The organism is Bradyrhizobium diazoefficiens (assembly GCF_016616885.1).
Lineage (GTDB): Bacteria > Pseudomonadota > Alphaproteobacteria > Rhizobiales > Xanthobacteraceae > Bradyrhizobium > Bradyrhizobium diazoefficiens_F.
Genome location: NZ_CP067102.1, coordinates 5,837,258 through 5,862,026, shown reverse-complemented (window position 1 = coordinate 5,862,026; position 24,769 = coordinate 5,837,258). Strand labels below are relative to the sequence as shown.

Here is a 24,769-nt window from a genome sequence, read left to right as displayed (position 1 = left end):
CGAGCCCGGCCGGCGTCGAACCACCGGCCGGGCAAGACAGAGATGCCTTGGTTGGAGACGTTACTCAACCTTGATCATCCCGGTCATGTGCGGGTGCAACGAACAAAAATACTTGTAGTCGCCCGCGTTGGTGAAGGTGAACGTGAACTTGTCGTCGGTGTCCAGGGTCTTGGACCTGAACTTGCCGGCCGACACCACGGTGTGGGGGATGTCGTCCCGGTTGGTCCAGGTCACGGTCGTGCCGACTTTGATGCTGAGCTCGGCCGGCTGGAAGGTGAAATTGTCGATGTGGATCTCCAGGTTGGTGTCGTCGGCACGGGCGGTTGTGACGGGCAGCAGGATGGCCGCGGCCACAGCGACCCCGAAGTCGCGGCGATTGAGTCTCTTCATTGTCAGCTTCCGTTTCAGCCCTGGATCAACCCTGTAGTGGCGTGTCGATGATCGCGAGCCGCTGCTCGTTCTGCTTGAAGTTGATGCTGGCGACCCCGAGCATCGAACGGAGCTTGGCGTCCTCGACCTTCATCGGTCCGGGCGAGGCCGCGGCGCCCGGCGCCGGTTGCGGGAAGGCGGTCGAGCGCGCGGTGTGGAAGGTGACGTTGCCCTCGACCTTCTGCATCACCTGGTGGATGTGGCCGTTCAGCACGGTGACGGAGCCGAAACCCTTGACGTATTCGAGCGCGCGGCCGCCGTCCTCGGTGCCCCAACCCCATTGCGGGTAGACGGTCCAGAGCGGGATGTGGGCGAACAGCACGACCGGGGTGGATTTCGACTTGCCGCGGAGGTCGTCCTCGAGCCAGGCGAGCTGCTCCGCGCCGAGATTGCCGAGGCCGCCGCCCTTGAGGTCGACGACGTTGACGAGGCCGACGAAGTGCACGCCGCCGGCGTCGAAGGAGTACCAGCCCGCGCCCTTGGTGCCGCGGCCGTAGCGTTCGCGATAGAACTTCACCTCTTCGTCGAGGAAGTCATGCTCGCCGGGCACGTAGTGCACGTCCAGCTTGGACTGCGAGATGATGCGATCTGCGTTGTCGAACTCGGACGCCTTGGACAGATGGGTGATGTCGCCGGTGTGGATCATGAAGGACGGCTTGACCGGCATCGCATTGATCTTGTTGACGGCTTCCTCCAGCGTGCCCAGCGCATTGGGGTTGGCTGGCTTGTCGAAGCCGACATGGCTGTCGCTGATCTGGAGGAAGGTCATGCCGGGCGTCGCGGCGGTCGCTGCCTTCGCGGAATCGATGATGCCGAGCGAGCGCGGCACGCCGCCCGTGATGGTCCAGAGCACCCCGGTGCCGGCCCATGTCATGCATTCCAGCACCTTGCGGCGGTTGACGCCGTCGTCCCCGTGATCGTGTCCGCTCATCTCACGTCTCCTTTGGCCCGGAATTGGGCTTCGGGGAGGTGATCGGGGGAGGGACGGGTTTATTCGCGGGGGTCGATGACGTTTTCGTGAGGTGGGGTCACACACGCCGGATGCGGTTCGGCAGCGCGCAATCTGTTGCGGTGCGTCCGGGACAAGGGAGATGAACGGAGATCTACGCCGAAAATTCCCGGACTGCCCGCAGCACAAGGGCTGGGGCTTCCTGCGCCACACAGTGGCCGGCGCCTTCGAAGGCGAGGGCCCTGGCGTGCGGGATGAGCGCCATGGCCCGTGAGGCCATCTCCTTGTAGACCGGCCCCGAGGTCTCGGCGGTGGTCACCGTCACGGGGCACGCGATTTCGCCAAACCAGGCGAAGGGATTGCCACGCGCGTCGCCGACGTAAACCTGCTCCATTGCTTCGTAGATCGGACGCAGCATCGCCGACTCGATCTCAGGCGTGCAGCAAAGCCGCACCCGGCCATTGTCGAGTGGCGCAAAACCGTGCCGCACATAAGCCCAGAGCGAAGCCTCGGTCCAATCCGCAAAAGCGGGCGCGGCACGGTAGCGCTTGAAGGCGGCATCGTGACTGTCGAACTCCGCCTGCCGGCGCAGCGCGCCCTGCACACGGGACAGCGATTGTTCGCTCAGTCCCACGGACGGATCGCGCGCCGCGTGCGGGTTCATCACGGTCGGCTCCATCACGAACAGCCGCGTGAAGCATCCCGGGAGCAGCTTCGCTGCCAGCAACAGATCGGTCGCGCCCGCGCTGTGACCGATGCCGTAGACGTCGCGCAAGCACAGCGCGTCGATAACCCGGCAGATGTCGTCGGCATAGTCCGCAAAGTGATAGGTGCGGGGCTTGTGGCTTGCGCCATGGCCGCGGCGATCGAGCGCATAGACGGTGTAGGTCGAGGCGAGATCGCGCGCGACCTCGTCCCAGACGTCGGCGACGAAGCCGGTGCCGTGCACGAGCAGGGCGGGCGGCTTGCCGCTCTCGCCCCATTGCAACATGGCGATCTCTGCGCCGGCGGGGCCGATGGAAAAGCGGTGACTGATCATGGTGATTGGATGCTACTTCGCATCCTCCAGGATCATCGTCGCGCCCTTCTCGGCGATCATCGCGGTCGGCGTGTTGGTATTGCCCGAGGTGATCGTCGGCATGATCGAGGCATCGACGATGCGAAGACCACTAAGGCCATAGAAGCGCAGGCGCTCGTCGACCACGGCCATGGGATCATTCGCCGCGCCCATCTTCGCCGTGCCGACGGGATGGAAGATGGTGGTGCCGATATCGCCGGCGGCTTTTGCGAGCGAGGCATCGTCGTCGCCGACGGTGGGGCCGGGCAGATATTCGCTCGGGCGATATTTGGCGAGCGCCTTCTGCTGCATCAGGCGACGGGTGGTGCGGATGGCGTCGGCGCCGACCTGGCGGTCGTCATCGGTCGACAGATAGTTCGGCGCGATGATCGGCTTTTCATCGGGCGTCGCCGAGCGCAGCCGCACTGTGCCGCGCGAGGTCGGCTGGAGATTGCAGGCGCTCACGGTGATCGCAGGGAAGCGATGCAGGGGATCGCCGAATTTGTCGAGCGACAGCGGCTGCACGTGGAACTGGATGTTGGCGCGTGCGCGTGTCGCATCGGAACGCGTGAAGATACCGAGCTGCGACGGCGCCATGGTCAGCGGACCACGGCGGCGGAAGGCATAGTCGAGGCCCATCAGGCCGCGGCGGAACAGATTGTAGTAGGTTTCATTCAGCGTCCGCACGCCCTCGACCCTGTAGATCGCGCGCTGCTGGAGATGGTCCTGCAGGTTGCGCCCGACACCGGGCTTGTCCATCACGATGTCGATGCCGAGCGGCGACAGCCAGTCTGCGGGCCCGATACCGGAGCGATGCAGCACCTGCACCGAGCCGATCGAGCCTGCCGAGAGGATCACCTCGCGCCTGGCACGCGCCTCGATGATCTCGCCGTTCTGGATGAAGCGCACACCGACGGCGCGGCCCCGCTCGATGATCAGACGATCGACCAGAACGTTCTTCTCGAGCCGCAGGTTCGGCCGGTTCAGTGCCGGCTTGAGGAAGCCGCGCGCCGACGACCAGCGCCGGCCGCGCTTCTGGTTGACGTGAAAGTAGCTCGTGCCTTCGTTGTCGCCGGTGTTGAAATCCGGGATGCGCTTGATGCCCATTTCCTCGGCGGCGTCGCCGACGGCATCGAGAACGTCCCAGGACAGCCGCGGCGCCTCGATGCGCCAGCCGCCGCCGGCGCCGTGATGCTCACTCGCGCCCAGGAAATGATCCTCCAGCCGCCTGAACAGCGGCAGCACGTCATCATAGCCCCAGCCGGTCATGCCGAGCTGGCGCCAATGATCGTAATCGGCGGCCTGGCCGCGCATCGAGATCATGGCGTTGATCGCCGAACAGCCGCCGATCACCTTGCCGCGGGGATAGGCGAGCGCGCGGCCGTTCAGGCCCGGCTCCGGCTCGGTCTTGAACATCCAGTCCGAGCGCGGATTGCCGATCGCGAAGAGATAGCCGACCGGGATGTGGAACCAGATCCAGTTGTCGTCGCCGCCGGCCTCGAGAATGAGGACGCGGTTTTTGGGCTCGGCCGACAGCCGGTTGGCAACGACACAGCCGGCCGTGCCGGCGCCCACGACAATGTAGTCAAACTCACCTTCGAGCCGCCTCGGCATTCTGCTTCCACCCGGATGGTCTCTAAACGTTCCATCTTAATAGGCAGACGGAGACGACCGGGACAAGTCCGGCCATGCCGCACGGACAGGGCCAGACCCGATCCCTGCCAGTTGGGTGGACTGGTGCTTGCATGGTAGACAGGTCTGCATTTTCAACAAAGCTCGAGACCTTCCATGCCCATCGTGAACCGCGTCGCCGACCTTCAACCCGATATCCAGGCCTGGCGGCGGGACATCCACCAGCATCCCGAGCTGCTGTATGACGTTCACCGCACCGCAGCATTCGTCGCGGATCGCCTGCGCGAGTTCGGCTGCGACGAGGTCGTGACCGGCATCGGCCAGACCGGCGTGGTGGGCGTGATCAAGGGCAACAAGCCGGCCGGCGAGGGGCTCAAGGTGATCGGCATGCGCGCCGACATGGACGCGCTGCCTGTCGATGAGCAGACCAACCTGCCTTACGCCTCCAAGACTCCGGGCAAGATGCACGCCTGCGGCCATGACGGCCACACCGCGATGCTGCTCGGCGCCGCACGCTATCTCGCCGAGACCCGCAACTTCGCCGGCGACGCCGTTGTGATCTTCCAGCCGGCCGAAGAAGGCGGCGCCGGCGGCGCGGCCATGGTCAAGGACGGCATGATGGAGCGCTTCGGCATCGAGCAGGTCTACGGCATGCACAACGGCCCCGGCATTCCGATCGGCTCGTTCGCGATCCGGCCCGGCCCGATCATGGCGGCGACCGACGAGGTCGACCTCATGATCGAGGGCCTCGGCGGCCACGCCGCGCGTCCGCACAAATGCGTCGATTCCGTTCTGGTCGGTGCACAGCTGATCACCGCGTTGCAGTCGATCGTCGCGCGCAGCGTCGATCCCTTGGAATCCGCCGTGATCTCGATCTGCGAATTCCACGCCGGCAACGCCCGCAACGTCATCCCGCAAACCGCGGTTCTGCGGGGCACCATCCGCACGCTGACGCCGGAGGTGCGCAAGCTGGTCGAGAAGCGTGTGCGTGAAGTGGTGGCGGGCGTCGCGCAGATCACCGGCGCGAAGATCGATTTGCACTACAAGCGCAACTATCCCGTGGTGAACAACCACGCCGCGGAGACCGAGGTGGCGTCGCGCATTGCCAAGCAGGTCGCGGGCGATGCCAATGTGCTGGAGATGTCGCCGCTGATGGGCGGCGAGGATTTTGCCTACATGCTGGAAGCGCGCCCCGGTGCGTTCATCTTCTGCGGCAACGGTGACAGCGCGGGCCTGCATCACCCCGCCTACAATTTCAACGATGAGGCGATCGTGTTCGGCACGTCGTACTGGGTCAAGCTGGTCGAGGAACAGCTCGCGGCGTCGTAAGCTAAGACGCTGGCAGAAATGAAAGGGGCCCGTGCATCGCACGGGCCCCTTTGACGTTAGTCAGCGGCGGTCTCTCAGAAGAGGTGAGAGAACAGATAGTACAACGTACCCGAGATGATCATCGCGGCCGGCAGGGTCAGCACCCAGGCCATGGCGATGTTGCGGATCGTCGACCATTGCAGGCCGGAGCCGTTGGCGGCCATGGTGCCGGCGATGCCGGACGACAGCACGTGGGTGGTCGAGACCGGCAGGCCGTAGATGTCGGCGGCGGCGATGGTGGCGGCCGCAGTGATCTCGGCGCAGGCGCCCTGCGCGTAGGTCAGGTGCGTCTTGCCGATCTTCTCGCCGACCGTGACGACGATGCGCTTCCAGCCGACCATGGTGCCGAGGCCAAGCGCGATGGCGACCGCGATCTTCACCCAGCCGGGGATGAACTTCGTGGCGCTGTCGAGCGAACCCTTGTAGGCGTTGAGCACGGCGACGTCGGCGGCGCTGAGCTCGGCTTCCTTGTCCTTCATCAGGAAGCGGAGCGCTTCCGAGACGAGGTACATGTCGTTGCGGGTGTTGCCGACGAGGTCGGCCGGCACCTTGGCGAGCGAGCCGTAGGTGGTCACCTGCTTGGCGATGTCGCGCACCAGCACGGCAAGCGACGGGAACGTGCCGCCGTTGACCTCGTGTTGCGCGACATAGTTGGTCACGGCGGGACGCGGATTGCCGATCACGCTGTAGCCGGCGGCCTTGCCTTCGATGATCTTGCTCGCGGCCTCCGAGTTCTGGCTGAACGCGACGATCTGGCTCTCCGGCAGCGCGCGGTTGAGCGCGTAGGCGGTCGGCACGGTGCCGATCAGGATCAACATGATCAGGCCCATGCCCTTCTGACCGTCATTGGAGCCGTGGAAGAAGCTCACCAGCGTGCAGGTGAGGACCAGGATGCCGCGGATCCACAGGGGCGGCGGCTGGTCGCCCTTCGGCTCGCCGAACAGAGCCGGCGTGGCGCGCAGCAGCGCGCTGCGCAGGATCAGCAGCAGGCCGGCGGCAAGCGCGAAACCGAACAGCGGCGACAGCAGCAGCGCCTTGCCGATGTTGGTGGCCTGGGACCAGTCGACACCCGAGGTGCCGCTGCGGCCGTGCAGGATCGCGTTCATGATGCCGACGCCCATGATCGAGCCGATCAGCGTGTGCGAGCTCGAGGCCGGCAGGCCGAAATACCAGGTGCCGACGTTCCAGATGATGGCGGAGATCAACAGCGCGAACACCATCGCGAAGCCTGCGCTGGAGCCGACCTGAAGGATCAGCTCGACCGGCAGCAGCGAGACAATGCCGAACGCGACTGCGCCGGAGGACAGCAGCACGCCGAACAGGTTGAACATGCCGGACCACACCACGGCGACGTGGGCGGGCAGCGAGCGGGTGTAGATCACGGTCGCGACCGCGTTGGCGGTGTCGTGGAAGCCGTTCACGAACTCGAAGCCGAGTGCGATCAGAAGCGCGACGAAGAGCAGGAGGAAGGGAGCGAAGCTCTTGACCTGCGCGCCGGCCGCGTCGACGTCGACCCAGATGCTGTAGGCGACGAAGAGCAGTGCGGCGGCGATCACCCCCATATAGATCACGCCGGTGAGCGGATGGAATCCGCGATTGAGGTCTGGCCCCTTACTCAAGGCCGGCTCGATGGAGCCTGGCAAAGCAACGTCACTCATTGGAAATTCTCCTGTCCCAAGGCCCCGATTTTGCGCGCGGCATGTGACAGGCAGTTGAAGCAGCGGGCAGACAGTTGAAATGATGCGAGTTCTCTACGGCTTGCTGCCGTGCAACCGGGTGACGTCAGGCGGCGCGCGGGGATTTCCTCTGCAACGACGCCGCGATCTTCAGGTCTTCGACAAAGCGCTGATATTCCAGCACCTTCGCCTCCGGATCGGGCAGCCGTAGCAGATAGGACGGATGCACCGTCACCAGGGCCTTGCGTCCGTCGGGGAGGTCTATGAGCCGGCCGCGGGTCTTGCCAATCGGCGTGATCTTTCCGAACACGCTTTGCGCGGCGGTGGCGCCCATCGCAACGACGAGATCGGGCTGGATTGCCGAAACTTCCCGCTCATACCACTGCCGACAGGCTTTGATCTCCGGCGTTGTCGGCTTCTGGTGCAGACGAATTTTTCCGCGCGGCACAAATTTGAAGTGCTTCACCGCGTTGGTGACATAGATCTTCTTGCGATCGACGCCGGCTTCCACGAGGGCGCGGTCGAGCATCTGGCCGGCCGGGCCGACGAAGGGATGACCGGCGAGGTCTTCCTTGTCGCCGGGCTGCTCGCCGACCAGCATGATGGTGGCGTCCTTCGGGCCTTCGCCGAACACGGTCTGCGTCGCGTCCTTGTAGAGCGGGCAGGCGCGGCAATGCGCGGCCTCCTCGCGAAGCGATTCTAGATCATTGGCGGTAGTCTTGCGTGCCATCGGGGCCTCCGGCCGCTTCTGAGGCTTGTGCGGATCGGTTGCGGCATTGGCGATCATGGCGCCGGTCATGCGTTCGGCGTCCTCGATCAGGGGCTTAATGATCGAAGCCTCGGGCAGGTTCCTCCAATATTTCTTCGGCATCTCCGTCTGCATCGCCTTCACCTTCAACCGCGCCGGATTGAAGATACTGGCGTAATAGCGCCGCCAGGTTTCCTCGAGCCGGTCCTCGCCCGGTGCTTCGTTCTTGCTCACGCCCGGCGTGAATGAAAGCGCGTGGCCGTCCCAATGCGCGCAGAGATCGGGCGTCAGGATCGACCACGGCATGTCGGCAAAGCGCCTGGCGAAGAATGGGGCGGCGAGCTCGACGATATGATGCTCCGGCTCGAACCAGGCGACGTAATGCGCGGCGCGCTCGCGGCCGATCTCGCGGAAGCGCACGAAGGCGTGCATCTTGTGCTCGTCGCGATGAACCGCTCTTGCCATCGCCGTGACCTGCCCGACGTCGGGATCGGTCGCGACATCGATGAGATCGTGATTGTCCTTCAGCCGCCAGAGCAGGCGATAGAGGATCGCAAAACGCTGGGGATCACGATGCAGGATGGCGGCCTGGGCGAGATCGACGAATTTTGCCGAGACGTTGAAGGTGCCGTCGTTCACCTCGAGGATTGGAGACAGCGCGGGCGGCGCGAACAACTCGGCTTCGCCGCCTTGCACGGCCCAGGTGACATCGGTGGGCTTCGCGTGATGAAGCACGAGCGTGCGCGCGGCTTTGCGCCAGCCGTCGAAATCGGTTTCGGTTTCGAGGATGATGTGCTGCATCAGAAGCCAAACCCCAGTTGCGTTGTTTTCGACTTGAACCGATCGATCAGCCGCGCCTCGTCGAGGTGATGTGGCCTAGGCCGGTGATCGCTGAGCACGATGAACGGCAGCGCCTTGTTGCGGGGCACGTGCAGCCGCGCCAGATCGGAAAGGCGGATCGTGGTGGTGCGCCGCGTCGCGATGATGCGCTCGACTGCCTTGGTGCCGAAGCCCGGCACGCGCAAGAGCTCCTCGCGGCTGGCACGGTTGACGTCGAGCGGGAAGCGATCGCGGTGGCGCAGCGCCCAGGCGAGCTTTGGATCGATGTCGAGCGGCAGCATGGCGCTGTCGTCGACGATCTCGCCGACGTCAAAACCGTAGAACCGCATCAGCCAGTCGGCCTGGTAGAGCCGGTGCTCGCGCAGCAGTGGCGGCTGTACCAGAGGCAACGCGCGGCTGGCATCGGGGATCGGGCTGAAGGCGGAGTAATAGACGCGCCGCAGCCGGTATGAACCGTAGAGATTGGCGCTGGTGTGGAGGATGGTGTGATCGTTCGCGCCATCTGCGCCGACGATCATCTGCGTGCTTTGTCCTGCCGGCGCAAAGCGCTGCGGTTTCGCCTTCGTCTTGGTGCTGCAATTGTCCTCGGCTTCGTCCAGCTTCAGCCGCAGCCGGCCCATGGTGCGGCGGATCGCGCGCACGTCTTTTTCCGGCGCGAATTGCTGCAGGCTCGTCTCCTCGGGCATCTCGATATTGATGGAGAGACGGTCGGCATATTTGCCGGCCTCCGCGATCAGCGCGTCGTCGGCCTCCGGAATGGTCTTGAGATGGATGTAGCCGCGGAAGTGATGCTCCTCGCGCAGCTTTCGCGCGACGCTGACCACTTGCTCCATGGTGTAGTCGGGGCTGCGAATGATGCCGGAGGAAAGAAACAATCCCTCGATGTAATTGCGCCGGTAGAAATCGAGCGTCAGCTTGACCACCTCGTCGATGGTGAAGCGGGCGCGCGGCACGTTCGAGGAGGCGCGGTTGACGCAATAGAGGCAGTCGTAATTGCAGGCGTTGGTGAGCAGCACCTTGAGCAGCGAGATGCAGCGTCCGTCCGGCGCGTAGGAATGACAGATGCCCATGCCGGGCGCGGTCGAGCCCATGCCCTTGCCGTCGCTGGAATCCCGCTTTTCGGTGCCGCTGGAGGCACAGGAGGCATCGTACTTGGCGGCGTCTGCCAGGATCACCAGCTTGCGTTGTACGTCCATCCCGGAATCCCTTTGATTCGGCTCATGAATTCGATTGAGCGCAATTCGGTTGACTCTTCGTGCGCCGTTAGCTTTATATTAGAACATATCATGAACAAATGAGCCAGCCGTTGGTTCTTCTTTTGAAAGCCACGGCATCAATCTTTTGAGGAGCGGCGAGCATGCAGAGCGCGATCAGCAAAAGTGGTCGCCGGTTTTGCGTCCGATCGCGCTCTTCTTTTTAAGAGGGCGCATGATCTTGTCGCCAAACCGCTCACACTTTGGCGGATCATGCGCCACCGCACGCATGAGCGCGCTTGCGACCTTGCGCAGCCAGATCGAACGGATCGAGACGGCGGAGGTCGTGCATCATCACGACCGCGTCGCGCTCGGCCACGGTGAGGTGGACCGCGCGTTGAAAGGCGGGCTCGCGCGCGCGGCGATCCACGAGGTGTTTTGCGAGGGGCGTCAGGGTGCGGCCGCGACGGGTTTTGTCACCGGTCTTGCGGGCCGCGTCACGGTGCGCAAGCCGTTGCTGTGGGTGCGGCAGGATTTCTCGGAACTTGAAACTGGCGCGCTGTCGATGAGCGGGCTCGCCGAGCTCGGCCTCGATCCGCGCCGGGTGGTGATGGTGCGTGCGGCTGATGTCGAGAGCGCGCTGCGCACCTCGGCCGATGCGCTCGCCTGCGATGCGCTCGGCGCCGTTGTGCTCGAGCTCTGGGGCGAGACCAGGCAGTTCGATCTGGTGGCAAGCCGCAAGCTGACGCTGGCCGCGCAATCGTCCGGCGTCACCGGCCTCTTGTTGCGGATGGCGGCGCAGCCATTGCCCTCGACGGCGGAGACGCGATGGATGCTGCGCGCCGCGCATTCGCCGCCGGGGTCAGCATGGAGTGCTTGGGGCGCGCCGCGCTTCGATGTCGAGCTGTTGCGTAATCGTCATGGCCCGTGTGGCCGGTGGATCATGGAATGGAAATGTGATGAGTGCCAGTTCAATGAACCGTCGGCGTATCCTCAGCCTGTGGCTGCCGCGCCTGCCGATCGACCGGATCCAGCGGTTCTTCAGCAGCGCCGGGCTGGGTAGAACCAATGATCCGAGCATCGTTGTCATCAAGGACAACAACGCGCTGGTGATCCATGCGCTGGATGAAGCCGCCGAGCGCCTTGGTCTGCATATTGGTCAGGCGCTCGCGAATGCACGGGCGATGTGCCCGGACCTGAAAGTGTTCGACGCCGATGTCGTGGCCGACGCGAAGACGCTGAGCGACATCGCCGACTGGTGCGACCGCTTCACCCCGCTGGTGGCGCTCGATCCGCCGCACGGGCTGTTCCTCGACATCACCGGCTGCGCGCATCTGTTCGGCGGCGAGGCAGCATTGTTGCAGACGCTGGTCCGGTCGCTCGCGCGCCAGGGCTTTGCCGTCAGTGCGGCGATTGCCGGCACCTCGGTCTGCGCGCGCACGCTGACACGGCAGGCCACGGGCTCCATCGTTGCCGATGGCGGGGAGGCAGCGGCGATCGACCGGTTTCCGGTGTCCGCACTCGGTGCGGACGAAGCCATTACCACCGGCCTGCGCCGCGCCGGGCTGAAAACCATCGGCGATGTCGCTTCGCGCGCGCCGAGCGAAATCACGGCGCGGTTCGGCGCGCGGTTCTCGACCTTGCTTGCGCATGCGCTGGGGCAGGGCGATGCGCCGATCAGCCCGCGCAAGCCGCTGCCCGACTACATCGTGGAAAAACGTTTCGCCGAACCGATCGCGACCGACACCATGATCGCGATGACGCTGTCGCGGCTGGCGGACACGTTGATCACCTCCATGGAAAAGCAGGGCAAGGGCGCACGGCGCCTTGAGGCCGCGTTCTTCCGGACCGACGGCGTGGTGCGCGCGATCATGGTCGAGACCGGACGTCCCGTGACGCGAAGTGCGGTGATCGACCGGCTGTTCCGCGAGCGGCTCGATGCGCTTGCCGACCCTCTCGATCCCGGCTTCGGCTTCGACATGGTGCGGCTGTCGGCGAGCCGCACCGAGATCGTGGTGCAGGAGCAGCGCGATCTCGATGCTCATGTCCACGACAATGACGAGCTTGCCGCGCTGATCGACCGCATCGCCGCGCGGATCGGCGGAAAACGCGTCGTCGTGCATCTGCCTGAGGATACCCATATCCCCGAGCAGGCGGTGCTGGCCGCGCCCGCGCAGCATCATCTCGCCGCTGCCATGCAGGCCGAATGGCCGGCGCGTGCGGAGAGCGAGCCGCCGCTGCGTCCCCTGCGGCTGTTCGACAAGCCGGAGCCGGTCACAGTGCCGTTCGCGACCGTGCCTGACGGTCCGCCGCATCAATTCACCTGGCGGCGCGCAAAACATGCGGTGGTGCGGGTGGAAGGACCCGAGCGCATCGCGATGGAATGGTGGCGGCAGGACGGCAAGCAGCTGACGCGGGATTATTTCCGCATCGAGGATGCCGAGGGCCTACGCTTCTGGATTTTCCGCGACGGTCTTTACGAAGGGGAGGTGTTCGACGCCGACGGCAAGCTCGCTTCTCCCGGCTGGTACGTGCACGGTCTTTTTGCATGAAAACGCCCGATTATGCCGAGATCGGCATCACCACCAATTTCTCCTTCCTGCGCGGCGGCTCGGATCCGCGCGCCTATGTGCATCAGGCGAGCAAGTTGGAAATCCCCGTGATTGGCATCGCCGATCACAACACGCTGGCCGGCGTGGTGCGGGCCTACAAGGAGCTCGACAATGACAAGGTTCTGCACAAGCCAAAGCTGCTGATCGGTGCGCGCATCGTCTTCATCGACGGCACGCCCGATATTTTTGTGTACCCGCGCGACCGCGCCGCCTATGGCCGGCTGTGCCAGCTCCTGACCCGGGGCAAACGCGGCGACGACATCACGCGGATCGAGAAGGGCGAGTGCCGTCTCACCTTCGCTGATCTGCTGGAGTTTTCGGAAGGCCAGCTCCTGATCCTGACATTGCCGCATCGGTTTGATGATGCGAAAGCGCTGGATGTACTTTCAAAACTCAAAGCGAGCCGCGCCGAAGGCGCGTGGCTGGCGGCAAGTCTGATCTATCGCGGTGACGACCGCCGCCGCCTGGCGCGGCTCGACGATCTCGCCGCCCAAGTAAAAGTGCCACTGCTCGCCACCAACGAGGTGCTCTATCACGATCCCGGCCGCCGTCCCCTGCAGGACGTGCTGACCTGCATCCGGGAAAAGACCACGATCGAGGCGGTTGGACGCAAGCTGGAAGCCAATGCAGAGCGCTTTATGAAGACGCCCCGCGAAATGGCGCGGCTGTTCCGCGATTTCCCCGAGGCGATCGCGGAGACCATGCGCTTTGCCGACAGGATCGACTTCTCGCTCGACCAACTCAAATACCAATATCCGGACGAGCCGGTGCCGCCGGGCAAGACCGCACAAGGGCATCTGGAAGATCTGACATGGGCGGGTGTCGACACATATTTCGGCGGCAAGATCGACGACAAGCTGCGCGCCACCCTGAAGAAGGAGCTTGCGCTGATCGCGGAGCTGAAATACGCGCACTATTTCCTCACCGTGCATGACATCGTCCACTACGCGCGCAGCCAGAACATTCTGTGCCAGGGGCGAGGCTCGGCGGCGAACTCGGCCGTGTGCTACGTGCTCGGCATCACCTCGGTCGATCCGACCAAGGTCGATCTGCTGTTCGAGCGCTTCATCTCCAAGGAGCGGCTGGAGCCGCCCGACATCGACGTCGATTTCGAGCATTCGCGCCGCGAAGAGGTGATGCAGTATGTCTATCGCCGCTACGGCCGCCACCGCGCCGCGATCATCGCCACCGTCATCCATTATCGCCCGCGCAGCGCCATCCGCGATGTCGGCAAGGCGCTGGGGCTGACCGAGGACGTCACCGCCGCGCTCGCCGACACCGTCTGGGGCAGCTGGGGCAAGGGTCTCAACGACATGCAGGTCAGGCAGGCCGGGCTCGATCCCCAAAATCCCATGATCAACCTCGCGGTCGAGCTGGCGACCGAGCTGATCGAATTCCCACGCCACCTTTCGCAACATGTCGGCGGCTATGTGCTGACGCAGGACCGGCTCGACACCTATGTGCCGATCGGCAATGCCGCGATGGACGACCGCACCTTCATCGAATGGGACAAGGACGACGTCGACGCACTCAACATGATGAAGGTTGACGTGCTTGCGCTGGGCATGCTGACCTGCATCCGCAAGTGTTTTGACTTGATCGCGGATCACAAGGGGCAGCGTTACGAGCTTTCGGATATCAAGTCGGAGGATGACGACGAAGTTTATCAAATGCTGCAGCGGGGCGAGTCGCTCGGCGTATTCCAGGTCGAGAGCCGCGCCCAGATGAACATGCTTCCGCGCTTGAAACCGCGGACCTTCTACGATCTCGTCATCGAGGTCGCGATCGTGCGCCCGGGTCCGATCCAGGGCGACATGGTGCATCCGTATCTGCGGCGGCGGAACGGCCTGGAGAAGGTGAGCTATCCGTCTCCGTCGCCGGATCACGGCGACAAGAATGAGCTTTACAATGTGCTGCACAAAACGCTGGGCGTTCCGCTGTTCCAGGAGCAGGCGATGCGCATCGCGATCGAGGCGGCGAAATTCACCTCCGAGGAAGCCAACGGCCTGCGCCGCTCGATGGCGACCTTTCGCAATGTCGGCACCATCGGCCAATACGAGGAGAAGTTGATCGGCAACATGGTCGCGCGCGGCTACGATGCCAATTTCGCCAGAAGCTGCTTTGACCAGATCAAGGGTTTTGGCTCCTACGGCTTCCCGGAGAGCCATGCCGCGAGCTTCGCCCAGCTCGTCTATATCTCCTCATGGCTGAAATATCATCATCCCGACGCCTTCTGCTGCGGCCTCTTGAACTCGCAGCCGATGGGCTTTTACGCGCCGGCGCAGATCGTCGGCGACGCCCGCAAGAACGGCGTCGAGGTGCGCGAGATCGACGTGTCCTACAGCTTTGCGCAGAACACGCTGGAGAATACAGATGACAGATATTGTGCCGTTCGCCTGGGCTTCCGCCAGATCGACGGCTTTCACTGGCTCGATCCCGATGAGGAATTTCTCAAAAGGGAGCAGGCGAAGCAGCAGGGCAAGGTGTATGTCACTCAGGAAGACTGGGCCGACCGTATCATCAAGGCTCGCGACCGCCAACGGTTCACCTCGCTCGAAGATTTTGCCCGCGACACTGGCCTGCCCAAGCGCGCGCTGATCCTGCTCGCCGATGCCGATGCGTTCCGCTCGCTCGGGCTCGACCGCCGCGAGGCGCTGTGGCAGGTGCGGCGGCTGCCCGACGATGTGGCGCTGCCGCTGTTCGAGGCGGCCACCGCGCGTGAGCAACCGGACGAGCAGGCCAAGCCGTTGCCGGTGATGCCGCGTCCCGAACAGGTCGTCGCCGACTACCAGACCATCAGGCTGTCACTCAAAGGCCATCCCATGGAATTCCTGCGCGAGATGTTTTCGCGCGAGCGGATCGTCGCCTGCAAGGAGATCAGCCATGAGAACGAGCGGCGCCGCGTTCGCTGCGCCGGCGTGGTGCTGGTGCGGCAGCGGCCGGGCAGCGCCAGTGGCGTCGTGTTCATGACGCTGGAGGACGAAACCGGTATCGCCAATGTCGTGGTGTGGCCCAAGATCATGGAGCAGTACCGGAAAGAGGTGATGGGCGCGCGCCTCATCGAGGTCCAGGGCTATATCCAGAGCAGTCCCGAGAAGGTGACGCATCTGATCGCCCAGCGCATGATCGACCGCTCGCACGATCTGGTCGGCCTGGCCAACGATGCCCTGAGCCGCAAGCCTTCAGTCCCGGCAGGCGCCACTGTGGTCGAGCCGCTCAACGATGACCGCCGCGACCACGCGGACATGCCGGCCCAAAAAATCCGCCACCCCCGCAACGTCCGCATCCTGCCGCCGTCGCGGGATTTCCATTGAGGTTTGTTCAACGCGCAAATCTCTCACCGTCATCCTGAGGCGGCCGCTTCTTCAGCGGCCCTCGAAGGGCGACGGCCCGGCTGCACCTCGGCCGTTCATCCTTCGAGGCTCGGCCTGCGATGCGCTGCATCGCAAACCTCGCACCTCAGATGACGGAGCAGATGCGGAACGCGTCGCGCTTCTCTAAAAATTCACCCGGTTCGAGATCGCTCCGTCCACGACGAGATTCGAGCCCGTGGTGAACCCCGACACCGGGCTCGCCAGAAACACCGCGGCGTTCGCGATCTCCTGTGGCGTGGCCATGCGTCCCGTCGGATTGCGCTTCATCGCGTCGTTGTAGCGCTCAGGCATGTTCTGCTCGATCATGTTCCAGACGCCGCCCTTGAAATAGACGGTGCCGGGCGAGACCACGTTGACGCGGATCTTCTTCTTTGCGTATTGCCGCGCCAGTCCCTTGGCCATGTGGATCAGCGCCGCCTTGATCGGGCCGTAGGAGCTGGCGAGATCGGCCTGCGCCGCCGAGATCGAGGAGATGATGACGAAGGCGGCATCGCCGCTCTTCTCGCCGCTGGCCTCGAGGAACGGCCGCGCGGCGTCGAACGCATGTACGGCGCCGAGCACGTCGAGCCGGAAATTCTGCTCCCATGATGCCGGATCGTGGCCTTGCGCCATGGCGCCGGCATTGGCAAACAGCAGGTCGATGCCGCCGATCTCCTTGGCCGCGCCCTCGACCCACGCCTTCAGCGCCGCGCCGTCGCTGACGTCGACGGTGCCCCCCGTGGCGCGGATGCCGCCGGCCTTCAGCTCGGCCACGGTGGCCGCGACCTGCTCCGCATTGCGGGCGCACACCGCGACATTGGCGCCTTCACCGGCCAGCGTCGCCGCAATCGCCCGCCCGATGCCGCGGGTGCCGCCGAGCACGATGGCGTTTTTTCCTTTGAGACTGAGATCCATTGTTTGGTTTTCCTTCTTGTTGATCGCAGGGAGTGTAGCTGTTTCAAGAGGCGCCCAGAAGCCTCCACGTCGTCATTGCGAGGAGCTCTTGCGACGAAGCAATCCAGACTGCCGCTGCGGAGAACGATTCTGGACTGCTTCGCTGCGCTCGCAATGACGGTGTGGCAACAGCGACGCCCTCACTCCGGCGCAGCTCCCACTGGCGGGCCGCCGGGTGGACGGTGCAGGAAGGTCAGCGACGCGTAGGCGCCGACCCAGGAGCCGAGCGCCGCGAACGCGACATAGAAGGCGTTTTCAGTGTAGCTGATCACGGCATATGACGACAGCAGATACCAGACTGCGCTCCAGTTCGCGGCCGGCACGCGCTTGCGCGCAATCACGGCCGAGGTGAACATCACGTAGACTGCGTCGGTGGCCGCCGTTGCGACGAACACGGCGCCCGCGGTGAGGGGATCGATGGCGGCCATTGCATTCCCTTGTGTGGTAATGGAGGGGCGCAGAAAAACTAAGGGAGAGAAGAGGCCATGCAAAGCCCCATCGACATTCTCAGGGATATCTGGACCTCCGCCGGCGGTGATGTGGCCGCGCTCGCGCGCGTGCGGCTGACCGGCGACGAGCCGCAGATCCCGTCCTCGTTTCGCGTCGCCGTCGCTGGCCAAACCACGATCGCCGCTGCCGGCCTTGCCGCCGCCGAGATCTGGCGGCTGCGCAGCGGCGACACGCAGGACGTGGCCGTCGACATGCGCCATGCCGTCGTCGAATGCCGTTCCGAGCGTTATCTGCGCCGCGACGACAAGCCGCCGCCGCCAGCCTGGGACGCCATCGCCGGCGTCTACAAGACCGGCGACAACCGCTTCGTCCGTTGCCACACCAACTTCCCGCATCACCGCGACGCCGTCTGCAAGGTGCTTGGCTGCATGCCCGAGCGCGAGAAGGTGCAGGCCGCGCTGATGCAATGGAAGGGCGAGGATTTTGAGACCGCGGCCTATGCCGCCGGCGGAGTCGTTGCTTTGATGCGCTCCTACGACGAATGGTCGTTGCTGCCGCAGGCGCGCGCTCTCGCCGAGCTGCCGCTGATCTCGATCGAAAAGATCGGCGACGCTCCGCCCAAACCGTGGCCTAAAGGCGATCGCCCGCTCGCAGGTCTTCGCGTGCTCGATCTCTCCCGCGTCATCGCCGGTCCCGTCGCCGGCCGCACGCTCGCTGCGCACGGCGCGGATGTGCTGCTGGTCTCGGGGCCGGAGCTGCCCGCCATTCCCTGGCTCACCATCGACACCGGCCGCGGCAAGCTTACCACCTTCATCGAGCTGAAGAGCGATGCGGGTCGGGCGCAAATGCGCGAACTGTTGAAGGACGCCGACATCTTCTCGCAGGGCTATCGCCCGCGCGCGCTGTCAGCCCTCGGCTTCTCGCCGGAAGAGGCCGCGGAGATCAATCCCGGCATCGTCTATGTCACGCTGTCGGCCTATGGCCAGGCCGGTCCGTGGGCCGAGCGGCGCGGCTTCGATTCGCTGGTGCAGACCACGACCGGATTCAACGATGCAGAAGGCAAGGCCGCCGGCATCGATGGTCCGAAGGAATTGCCGGCGCAGATGCTCGACCACGCCACCGGCTATCTGATGGCGTTCGGCGCGATGATGGCGAAGGCGCGTCAGGCCCGCGAAGGCGGCAGCTGGCACGTGCGCGTGTCGTTGGCGCAGACCGGACGCTGGCTGTGGAATCTCGGCCGGCTCAACGACGGTCTCAACACCCCGGATCTTACGGGCGAGGTTGTACATACTGCGTTCATGGAAGCCGTGTCATCTGGCTTCGGCACGTTGTCGGCGGTGCGCCATTCGGCGGTGCTGTCGAAGACGCCGGCGCAATGGAGCCGTCCGGCGATGCCGCTCGGCAGCCATCCGCCGCAATGGCCAGCGCGAAGCTGACGTGAAGCTGACGCGTCGTAAAATTTTAACGCAAACCGAAAGACAGCCAGCGTTTTTTAGGTTGTTTGAAATCCTAATTCGGCACTATTAGCGCTATCGATGAGGCAGTCGTCTGCCGAGATCGTCGCGGACATGACCGGGCCCCATGGTAGTTGAAAATACCAAGCGATTGCAGGTGCTTACAAAACAGCGGGTGATCACATCCGTAGTTTTACTGGCGCTTGCCGGTGCTGGCGCCTACGGCTTCCTGTTTGCGGGCGCCAAAGAGAAGAACCACTCCGAAGTCTCCAGCCAGTCGCGCAGGAATGCGCAGAATTTTACGCCGACGCCGTCGGAATGGGCGACGCTGACGATCGAGCCGGTCAATGCCAAGAGCTTCCGCGCTGAGTACGTCACCGAAGGCAAGGTCGCGATCGATGAGGACCGCTCGACGCCGGTGTTCTCGCCTTATGCAGGCCGCGTGACCAAGCTGCTTGCCAAGCCGGGCGAGAGCGTGACCCAAGGTCAACCGCTGTTCACGATCGAGGCCGCCGACACTGTGCAGGCCCAGAACGATTACATTGCGGCGATGACGTCGCAGAACAAGGCAAAGTCGGCGCTCGAGCTTGCCGACATCCAGTATCGGCGCGCCAAGGATCTCTACGAAGGTCGCGCCATTCCGCTCAAGGACTATCAGCAGGCGGAAGCAACCCAGGTCCAGGCGCAGAACGACATGCGCTCCTCGGTGACGGCGCTGGAGGCTGCAAACAACAAGCTGCGTATCCTCGGTTTCACCGACGAGACGGTCAAGGCGTTCCAGAGCAAGAGCACCATCAATCCGGAGATCACGATCTATGCGCCGCTCTCGGGCACGGTCGTGCAGCGCAAGATCGGCCCCGGTCAGTACGTCAATTCCGGCGCCAGCGATCCGGTCTTCGTGATCGGCGATCTCTCAACGGTCTGGCTCACCGCCTTCGTGCGCGAAAGCGACGCCGCTCAAGTCTGCGTCGGGCAGGACATCAGCGTCAACGTGATGGCGCTGCCGGGCCGTCCGTTGACCGCCAAGATCAACTACGTCGCCGCCGCGATCGATCCCAATACCCGCCGCCTGCTGGTCCGCGCCACCATCGACAACAAGGACGGCCTGCTCAAGCCGGAAATGTTTGCCAACGTCACGATCTATTCGGCCGGCGACCGCGCGGCACCTGCGGTGCCGAAGCAGGCGCTGATCTACGAAGGCAACCAGGTCCGCATCTGGGTCGCGCGCGAGGACAAGTCGGTCGAGCTGCGCCAGATCAAGATCGGCCTCATCAATGGCAACCTCGCCGAGGTCACCAGCAACCTGAAACCCGGCGAGAAGATCGTCGTCAAGGGCAGCCTGTTCATCGACCGCGCGGCGTCCGGTAGCTGATCGACGACCCCGAGAAACGCGAAGACTGAATGGATCGCCTCGTCGCCCTAGCTGTCAACCGGCGCTTCCTGATGGTCGGCTTGTTCGTCGCCGTGCTCATCGGCGGCCTGATCGCGTTCAACCAGCTCAACATCGAGGCCTATCCCGATCCGACCCCGCCGATGGTCGACATCGTCACGCAGAGCCCGGGCCTGTCGGCGGAAGAGATCGAGCGCTACATCACGATTCCGATCGAGACCCAGGTCGCGGGCCTGAAGAACCTCACGACCATCCGCACCATCTCGCTCTACGGCCTCTCCGATGTCAAACTGCAGTTCTCCTTCGCCTACACCTATGACGAGGCGTTGCAGCAGGTCCTGAACCGCCTGGCGCAGCTCGCACCGCTGCCGGGCAACGTGCAGCCGCAGATCTCGCCGCTGAGCCCGATCGGCGAAATCTTCCGCTATCGGCTGGTCGGCCCGCCGAACTACAGCGTGCTCGACCTCAAGACCATCCAGGACTGGATCCTCCAGCGCCGCTTCCGCGCCGTGCCCGGCGTGATCGACGTCACTGGGTGGGGCGGCAAGAGCAAGACCTACGAGCTCCAGGTCGACAACAACAAGCTGGTCGCCAACGGCTTGACGCTGCCGCAGCTGCTCCAGGCGGTCAGCAATTCCAACGTCAATGTCGGCGGCAACACCGTCAATATCGGCCAGCAATCGGCCGTGGTCCGCGGCGTCGGCCTGATCCGCTCCATCGACGATCTCGCCAACACCATGATCGCCCAGACCAACGGCAATCCGGTGCTGGTGAAGGACGTCGCCACCGTCACGGTTGGCCAGAAGCCGCGTCTCGGCATCGCCGGCATCGACGATTCCGACGATATCGTGCAGGGCATCGTCCTGATGCGCCGCGGCGAGCAGAGCTCGCCAACCATCAAGCGCGTCCACCAGCTCGTTCAAACCATCAACGAGTCCAGCATCCTGCCGCCCGGCGTCCGCATCGAGCGCATCTACGATCGCGGCGACCTGATCGAGCTCACCACTCACACCGTGCTGCACAACATGGTGGTCGGTATCCTCCTGATCGTGCTGTTGCAGTGGATCTTCCTCGGCGATCTCCGCAGCGCGCTGATCGTCGGCGCCACGATTCCGTTCGCGCTGTTCTTCGCCGTGATCATCCTCGTGCTGCGCGGGGAATCGGCCAACCTGCTGTCGGTCGGCGCCATCGATTTCGGCCTGATCGTGGACGCCACCGTCATCATGGTGGAGGCGATCTTCCGCCGCCTGACTCAGACCACGCCGCCGACGGAATCCGAACAGATGTCTCAAGAGACGCTGTTCGGCATGAAGAGCCACGCCATTCTCAGCGCCGCGGCCGACGTCTCGCGCTCGATCTTCTTTGCCGCCGCGATCATCATCGCGGCCTTCCTGCCGTTGTTCACGCTGTCCGGCGTCGAGGGCAACATTTTCGGACCGATGGCGCGCACCTATGCCTACGCGCTCGCCGGCGGCCTGCTGGCGACCTTCACCGTGACGCCTGCGCTGTCCGCGATCATCCTGCCGGCGCATGTCGAGGAAACCGAGACCAGGGTGATGCAGATCCTGCACCGGATCTACATGCCGGTTCTGAATTGGGCCGTCGCCAACCGCAACATCATGCTCGGCGCCTCGGTCGGCCTCGTGCTGATGACGGTGGGGCTCGGCCGGCTTCTCGGCCTCGAATTTCTGCCCAAGCTCGAAGAGGGCAATCTCTGGATCCGTGCCACGTTGCCGCCGACCATCTCGCTTCAGGAGGGCAACTCCTACGTCAACGAGATGCGCAAGCTGATCCGCGCCCGGCCCGAGGTCGAGTCCGTGGTGTCGCAGCACGGCCGTCCCGACGACGGTACCGACGCCGCCGGTTTCTTCAATGCCGAGTTCTTCGCGCCGCTGAAGCCTGCAAGCCAGTGGCCCGGCACGCATGACAAGGAGGAGTTGACCGCGGAGCTGCTCAAGCAGCTCGACGACCGCTTCCCCGGCGTCGAGTTCAACTTCTCGCAATACCTCCAGGACAACGTCTCCGAAGCCGTCTCCGGCGTGAAGGGCGAGAACTCGATCAAGCTGTTCGGCAGCGATCTCCAGGCGCTCACCGACACCGCCAACAAGATCAAGTCGGTGCTCGCGACCGTGCAGGGCGTCACCGACCTCGCGGTCTTCACCTCGCTCGGGCAGCCGACCGTGCAGATCGACATCGACCGCGCCAAGGCCGCGCGCTACGGGCTCGCCCCCGGCGACATCAACGCTACCATCAAGGTCGCGATCGGCGGCGACACCGCGGGCGATATCTATGAGCCGGGCTCCGACCGCCACTTCCCGATCATTGTTCGCCTTGCACCGGAGTACCGCCGGAGCGCCGAGGTGATCCAGAACATAAGGATCGGCGCGCCCGGACCGAACGGCTCCGTGACACAAATCCCTTTGAGCGAGGTCGCCAATATCAGCCTCGTCTCTGGCGCCGCCTATATCTATCGCGAGCAGCAGGAACGGTATTTGCCGATCAAGTTCTCGGTGCGTGAGCGCGATCTCGGCAGCGCGATCCGCGAGGCGCAGCAGAAGATCGCCGACCAGGTTCAGCTGCCACCCGGCTCGCACATGGAATGGGTCGGCGAGTTCGGCAATCTCCAGGATGCGATCCGGCGACTGTCGATCGTGGTGCCGATCTCGCTGGCGTTGATCGGCATCCTGCTCTGGTTCAATTTCGGCTCGATGACTGACACGCTGCTCGCCATGAGCGTGATCCCGATGGCGATCTTCGGCGGCGTGCTCGGCCTGCTGATCACCGGCACCGCCTTCAGCGTCTCAGCAGCGATCGGCTTCATCGCCCTGTTTGGCATCGCCGTGATGGACGGCATCATCATCCTCTCGCAGTTCAACCAGCTGATTGATGAAGGCATGGACCGCGTGAGCGCGGTGATACGTACCGGTGAGTTGCAGCTCCGGCCCGTGTTGATGACCTGCGTGGTCGCCGGTGTCGGCCTGCTGCCGGCGGCGCTGTCGGCGGGTATCGGCTCGCAGGTGCAGAAGCCGCTCGCGGTCGTCGTCGTCACCGGCATGATGCTGGCGCCGATCGTGATCCTGGTGACGCTGCCGGTGCTGATCTCCTTCTTCTCCCGCCGCGCGCGCTGATATCAGCCCGACAAATCAGAATCCGTAGAGTCGCGCCGGGTTGTCGACCAGGATTGTCTTGCGCACCTCCGCATCCGGCGCCCACAGCGGAAGCTGGTTGAGCAGCCGGCCATCGTCGATCGCGTGGAACGGTGCGATGTCGATCGCCTTGCGACCCGGGACCTGCGCCGAATCCGGGTGCGGCCAGTCGGTGCCCCAGATGATCCGATCCGGGTTTGCGGCGATCAATGCGCGCGCGTAAGGCACCATGTCCTGATAATCGGGCGCGAGGTTCGACGAGCGATAGGCGCCCGAAATCTTCACGTAAGCCTTGCCCGATTTGACGAGTGCGACGAGGTCCGCAAATCCGGGCTGCTCCAGTCCGAGCGGGGCCTCGAGCCCACCAAAATGGTCGAACACCGCGGACACCGGTGAGGCCAGCACGAGATCCCTAATGGCCGAGACCATCGCCAGCGTGGTGTAGAGCTGTACGTGCCAGCCGCGCGCCGTCATGCGCTCGATGGCGGCGGTGAAGCGGGCGCGGCCGACATTGGCATCATTGACGCCGTCGGTCGCCAGATTGATGCGGATGCCGCGGAAGCCGTCCGCATGCATCGCGTCGAGCTGAGTTTCCGTGGTCTTGTCGTCGATCACGGCCACTCCGCGCGCGGTGGCGCCGCGGGCCTTCATGCCGAACAGGCTGGAGGAATTGTCGGTGCCGTAGACGCTCGGCGTGACGATCACGACGCGCTCGATATGCAGCGCCTTGTGCAGTGCCGCCATTTCCTCCGGGCTCGCCGATCCCGGCGTATAGACGCGACCCGCGAAGAACGGGAAGTTCTCGACATCGCCGTGGATATGGGTGTGGCAGTCGCAGGCATGCGCCGGCACGTCGAAATTGATCGGCGTCGCGGGTTGCGCTGCGCGCGCGCAAATTTCGTCGGTCATGGCTGCTCCGGCTGCAAGGAAGGCGCCGGACGATATCACATCAGCCGGGCAGTCGAGCCACGTCGGTGCATAGCTGCTCGACCAGCTCCGCAACCGGACGTGCGCCGTCGACGCGGACGATCGGGCAGGGCAGGCCAGCAACCCAGGCTTCATGCTTGGCGAGGTTGCGGCCCTCGCGGTCGCCGGCTTCGTAGTGCGAAGCCCATTCGACGAACAACGCCGTCTCGTCATGATGCCAGCCGCCGGGCACGACAGCATCGGCACCGAAATGCGTGGCCTCGCGGGCCCGCAGCCGCTGCAAGCGAAGCTCGCGCGGCGTGGTCACGAAGATGACGAGATCGAACAACGGGACAAGTTCGTCGCCCCAACCTTCGACGGATCCGCTCAGCACCCAGTCGTGGCGGGGCAGGAACATCTCGCGCATGAGACGCAGCCGATCTGCCGCGGGGCGCGCTGTCTGGTATGGTGGCGCCGTCGGCAGCCAGAAATAATCGTCACTGTCGTGATGCGGCAGCGCCAGCCGGCCCGCAAGCGCGCGCCCGAGCGCCGTCACGCCGGAGCCCGAAGCTCCCATCAGATGGATGCGGCGGCTCTTCATCGGTGTCGACC

General features: G+C 64.5%; 18 protein-coding genes. 7 read left to right on the top strand and 11 right to left on the bottom strand.

Going from position 1 to position 24,769, the window contains the following annotated elements:
* Window positions 1–60: 60 nt before the first annotated feature.
* From JJC00_RS27300 to JJC00_RS27285, 4 genes are all read right to left on the bottom strand, one after another.
* Entirely contained in the window at window positions 61–390 is a 330-nt protein-coding gene (locus tag JJC00_RS27300; protein WP_200468945.1) for a cupredoxin domain-containing protein, read from the bottom strand.
* Between the two features lie 25 nt (window positions 391–415).
* A complete protein-coding gene (locus JJC00_RS27295) occupies window positions 416–1,360 on the bottom strand; it encodes a metallophosphoesterase family protein (RefSeq protein ID WP_200468944.1) in 945 nt (314 codons plus the stop codon).
* A gap of 172 nt (window positions 1,361–1,532) precedes the next feature.
* A complete protein-coding gene (locus tag JJC00_RS27290) occupies window positions 1,533–2,417 on the bottom strand; it encodes an alpha/beta fold hydrolase (RefSeq protein ID WP_200468943.1) in 885 nt (294 codons plus the stop codon).
* A gap of 12 nt (window positions 2,418–2,429) precedes the next feature.
* Window positions 2,430–4,049, bottom strand: coding sequence for a GMC family oxidoreductase (locus tag JJC00_RS27285; RefSeq protein ID WP_200468942.1), 1,620 nt, complete (start codon window positions 4,047–4,049; stop codon window positions 2,430–2,432).
* Window positions 4,050–4,223: 174 nt separating this feature from the next.
* Here JJC00_RS27285 and JJC00_RS27280 point away from each other — a divergent pair, with 174 nt between their 5' ends.
* Entirely contained in the window at window positions 4,224–5,396 is a 1,173-nt protein-coding gene (locus JJC00_RS27280; protein ID WP_200468941.1) for a M20 aminoacylase family protein, read from the top strand.
* Between the two features lie 74 nt (window positions 5,397–5,470).
* On the opposite strand, the gene JJC00_RS27275 is transcribed toward JJC00_RS27280, so the two are convergent.
* The 3 genes from JJC00_RS27275 to JJC00_RS27265 all read right to left on the bottom strand — a co-directional run bounded on the left by JJC00_RS27275 (window position 5,471) and on the right by JJC00_RS27265 (window position 9,895).
* Window positions 5,471–7,093 carry an inorganic phosphate transporter gene (locus tag JJC00_RS27275; RefSeq protein WP_200468940.1) on the bottom strand — a complete coding sequence of 541 codons (1,623 nt, stop codon included), beginning with the start codon at window positions 7,091–7,093 and terminating at the stop codon, window positions 5,471–5,473.
* Window positions 7,094–7,217: 124 nt separating this feature from the next.
* The gene (locus JJC00_RS27270) at window positions 7,218–8,660 is read right to left on the bottom strand and encodes a UdgX family uracil-DNA binding protein (RefSeq protein ID WP_200468939.1); all 1,443 of its coding nucleotides are present in this window, start codon (window positions 8,658–8,660) and stop codon (window positions 7,218–7,220) included.
* Window positions 8,660–9,895: a putative DNA modification/repair radical SAM protein gene (locus tag JJC00_RS27265; protein ID WP_200468938.1), complete on the bottom strand. Its 1,236-nt coding sequence runs from the start codon at window positions 9,893–9,895 to the stop codon at window positions 8,660–8,662. Before JJC00_RS27265 ends, JJC00_RS27270 begins: the two co-directional genes overlap by 1 nt.
* 232 nt (window positions 9,896–10,127) lie before the next feature.
* Between JJC00_RS27265 and JJC00_RS27260 the strand changes: the two genes are divergently transcribed.
* The 3 genes from JJC00_RS27260 to JJC00_RS27250 are packed head-to-tail and all read left to right on the top strand — an operon-like array spanning window position 10,128 to window position 15,818.
* Window positions 10,128–10,955, top strand: coding sequence for an ImuA family protein (locus JJC00_RS27260; protein ID WP_200468937.1), 828 nt, complete (start codon window positions 10,128–10,130; stop codon window positions 10,953–10,955).
* Complete coding sequence (locus JJC00_RS27255; protein ID WP_200468936.1) at window positions 10,852–12,444, top strand: Y-family DNA polymerase; 1,593 nt, start codon at window positions 10,852–10,854, stop codon at window positions 12,442–12,444. The genes JJC00_RS27260 and JJC00_RS27255 overlap by 104 nt, the downstream gene beginning before the upstream one ends.
* Window positions 12,441–15,818: an error-prone DNA polymerase gene (locus JJC00_RS27250; RefSeq protein ID WP_200468935.1), complete on the top strand. Its 3,378-nt coding sequence runs from the start codon at window positions 12,441–12,443 to the stop codon at window positions 15,816–15,818. Before JJC00_RS27255 ends, JJC00_RS27250 begins: the two co-directional genes overlap by 4 nt.
* Before the next feature lie 183 nt (window positions 15,819–16,001).
* Here the strand turns inward: JJC00_RS27250 and JJC00_RS27245 are convergent, their stop codons facing one another.
* Together JJC00_RS27245 and JJC00_RS27240 are read right to left on the bottom strand one after the other, a co-directional pair.
* The gene (locus JJC00_RS27245; RefSeq protein ID WP_200468934.1) at window positions 16,002–16,772 is read right to left on the bottom strand and encodes an SDR family NAD(P)-dependent oxidoreductase; all 771 of its coding nucleotides are present in this window, start codon (window positions 16,770–16,772) and stop codon (window positions 16,002–16,004) included.
* Window positions 16,773–16,951: 179 nt separating this feature from the next.
* Complete coding sequence (locus JJC00_RS27240) at window positions 16,952–17,239, bottom strand: hypothetical protein (RefSeq protein WP_200468933.1); 288 nt, start codon at window positions 17,237–17,239, stop codon at window positions 16,952–16,954.
* Window positions 17,240–17,296: 57 nt separating this feature from the next.
* Between JJC00_RS27240 and JJC00_RS27235 the strand changes: the two genes are divergently transcribed.
* From JJC00_RS27235 to JJC00_RS27225, 3 genes are all read left to right on the top strand, one after another.
* Window positions 17,297–18,697, top strand: coding sequence for a CoA transferase (locus JJC00_RS27235; RefSeq protein ID WP_200468932.1), 1,401 nt, complete (start codon window positions 17,297–17,299; stop codon window positions 18,695–18,697).
* Window positions 18,698–18,842: 145 nt separating this feature from the next.
* Window positions 18,843–20,087 carry an efflux RND transporter periplasmic adaptor subunit gene (locus JJC00_RS27230; protein ID WP_200468931.1) on the top strand — a complete coding sequence of 415 codons (1,245 nt, stop codon included), beginning with the start codon at window positions 18,843–18,845 and terminating at the stop codon, window positions 20,085–20,087.
* 29 nt (window positions 20,088–20,116) lie between these two features.
* A complete protein-coding gene (locus JJC00_RS27225; protein ID WP_200468930.1) occupies window positions 20,117–23,233 on the top strand; it encodes an efflux RND transporter permease subunit in 3,117 nt (1,038 codons plus the stop codon).
* A 15-nt stretch (window positions 23,234–23,248) separates the two neighbouring features.
* On the opposite strand, the gene JJC00_RS27220 is transcribed toward JJC00_RS27225, so the two are convergent.
* On the bottom strand, window positions 23,249–24,160 hold the full coding sequence (locus tag JJC00_RS27220) for an amidohydrolase family protein (RefSeq protein WP_200468929.1): 912 nt from the start codon (window positions 24,158–24,160) through the stop codon (window positions 23,249–23,251).
* Between the two features lie 40 nt (window positions 24,161–24,200).
* Window positions 24,201–24,758, bottom strand: a complete 558-nt coding sequence (locus JJC00_RS27215; RefSeq protein WP_200468928.1) for a hypothetical protein — start codon at window positions 24,756–24,758, stop codon at window positions 24,201–24,203.
* Window positions 24,759–24,769 lie beyond the last annotated feature (11 nt).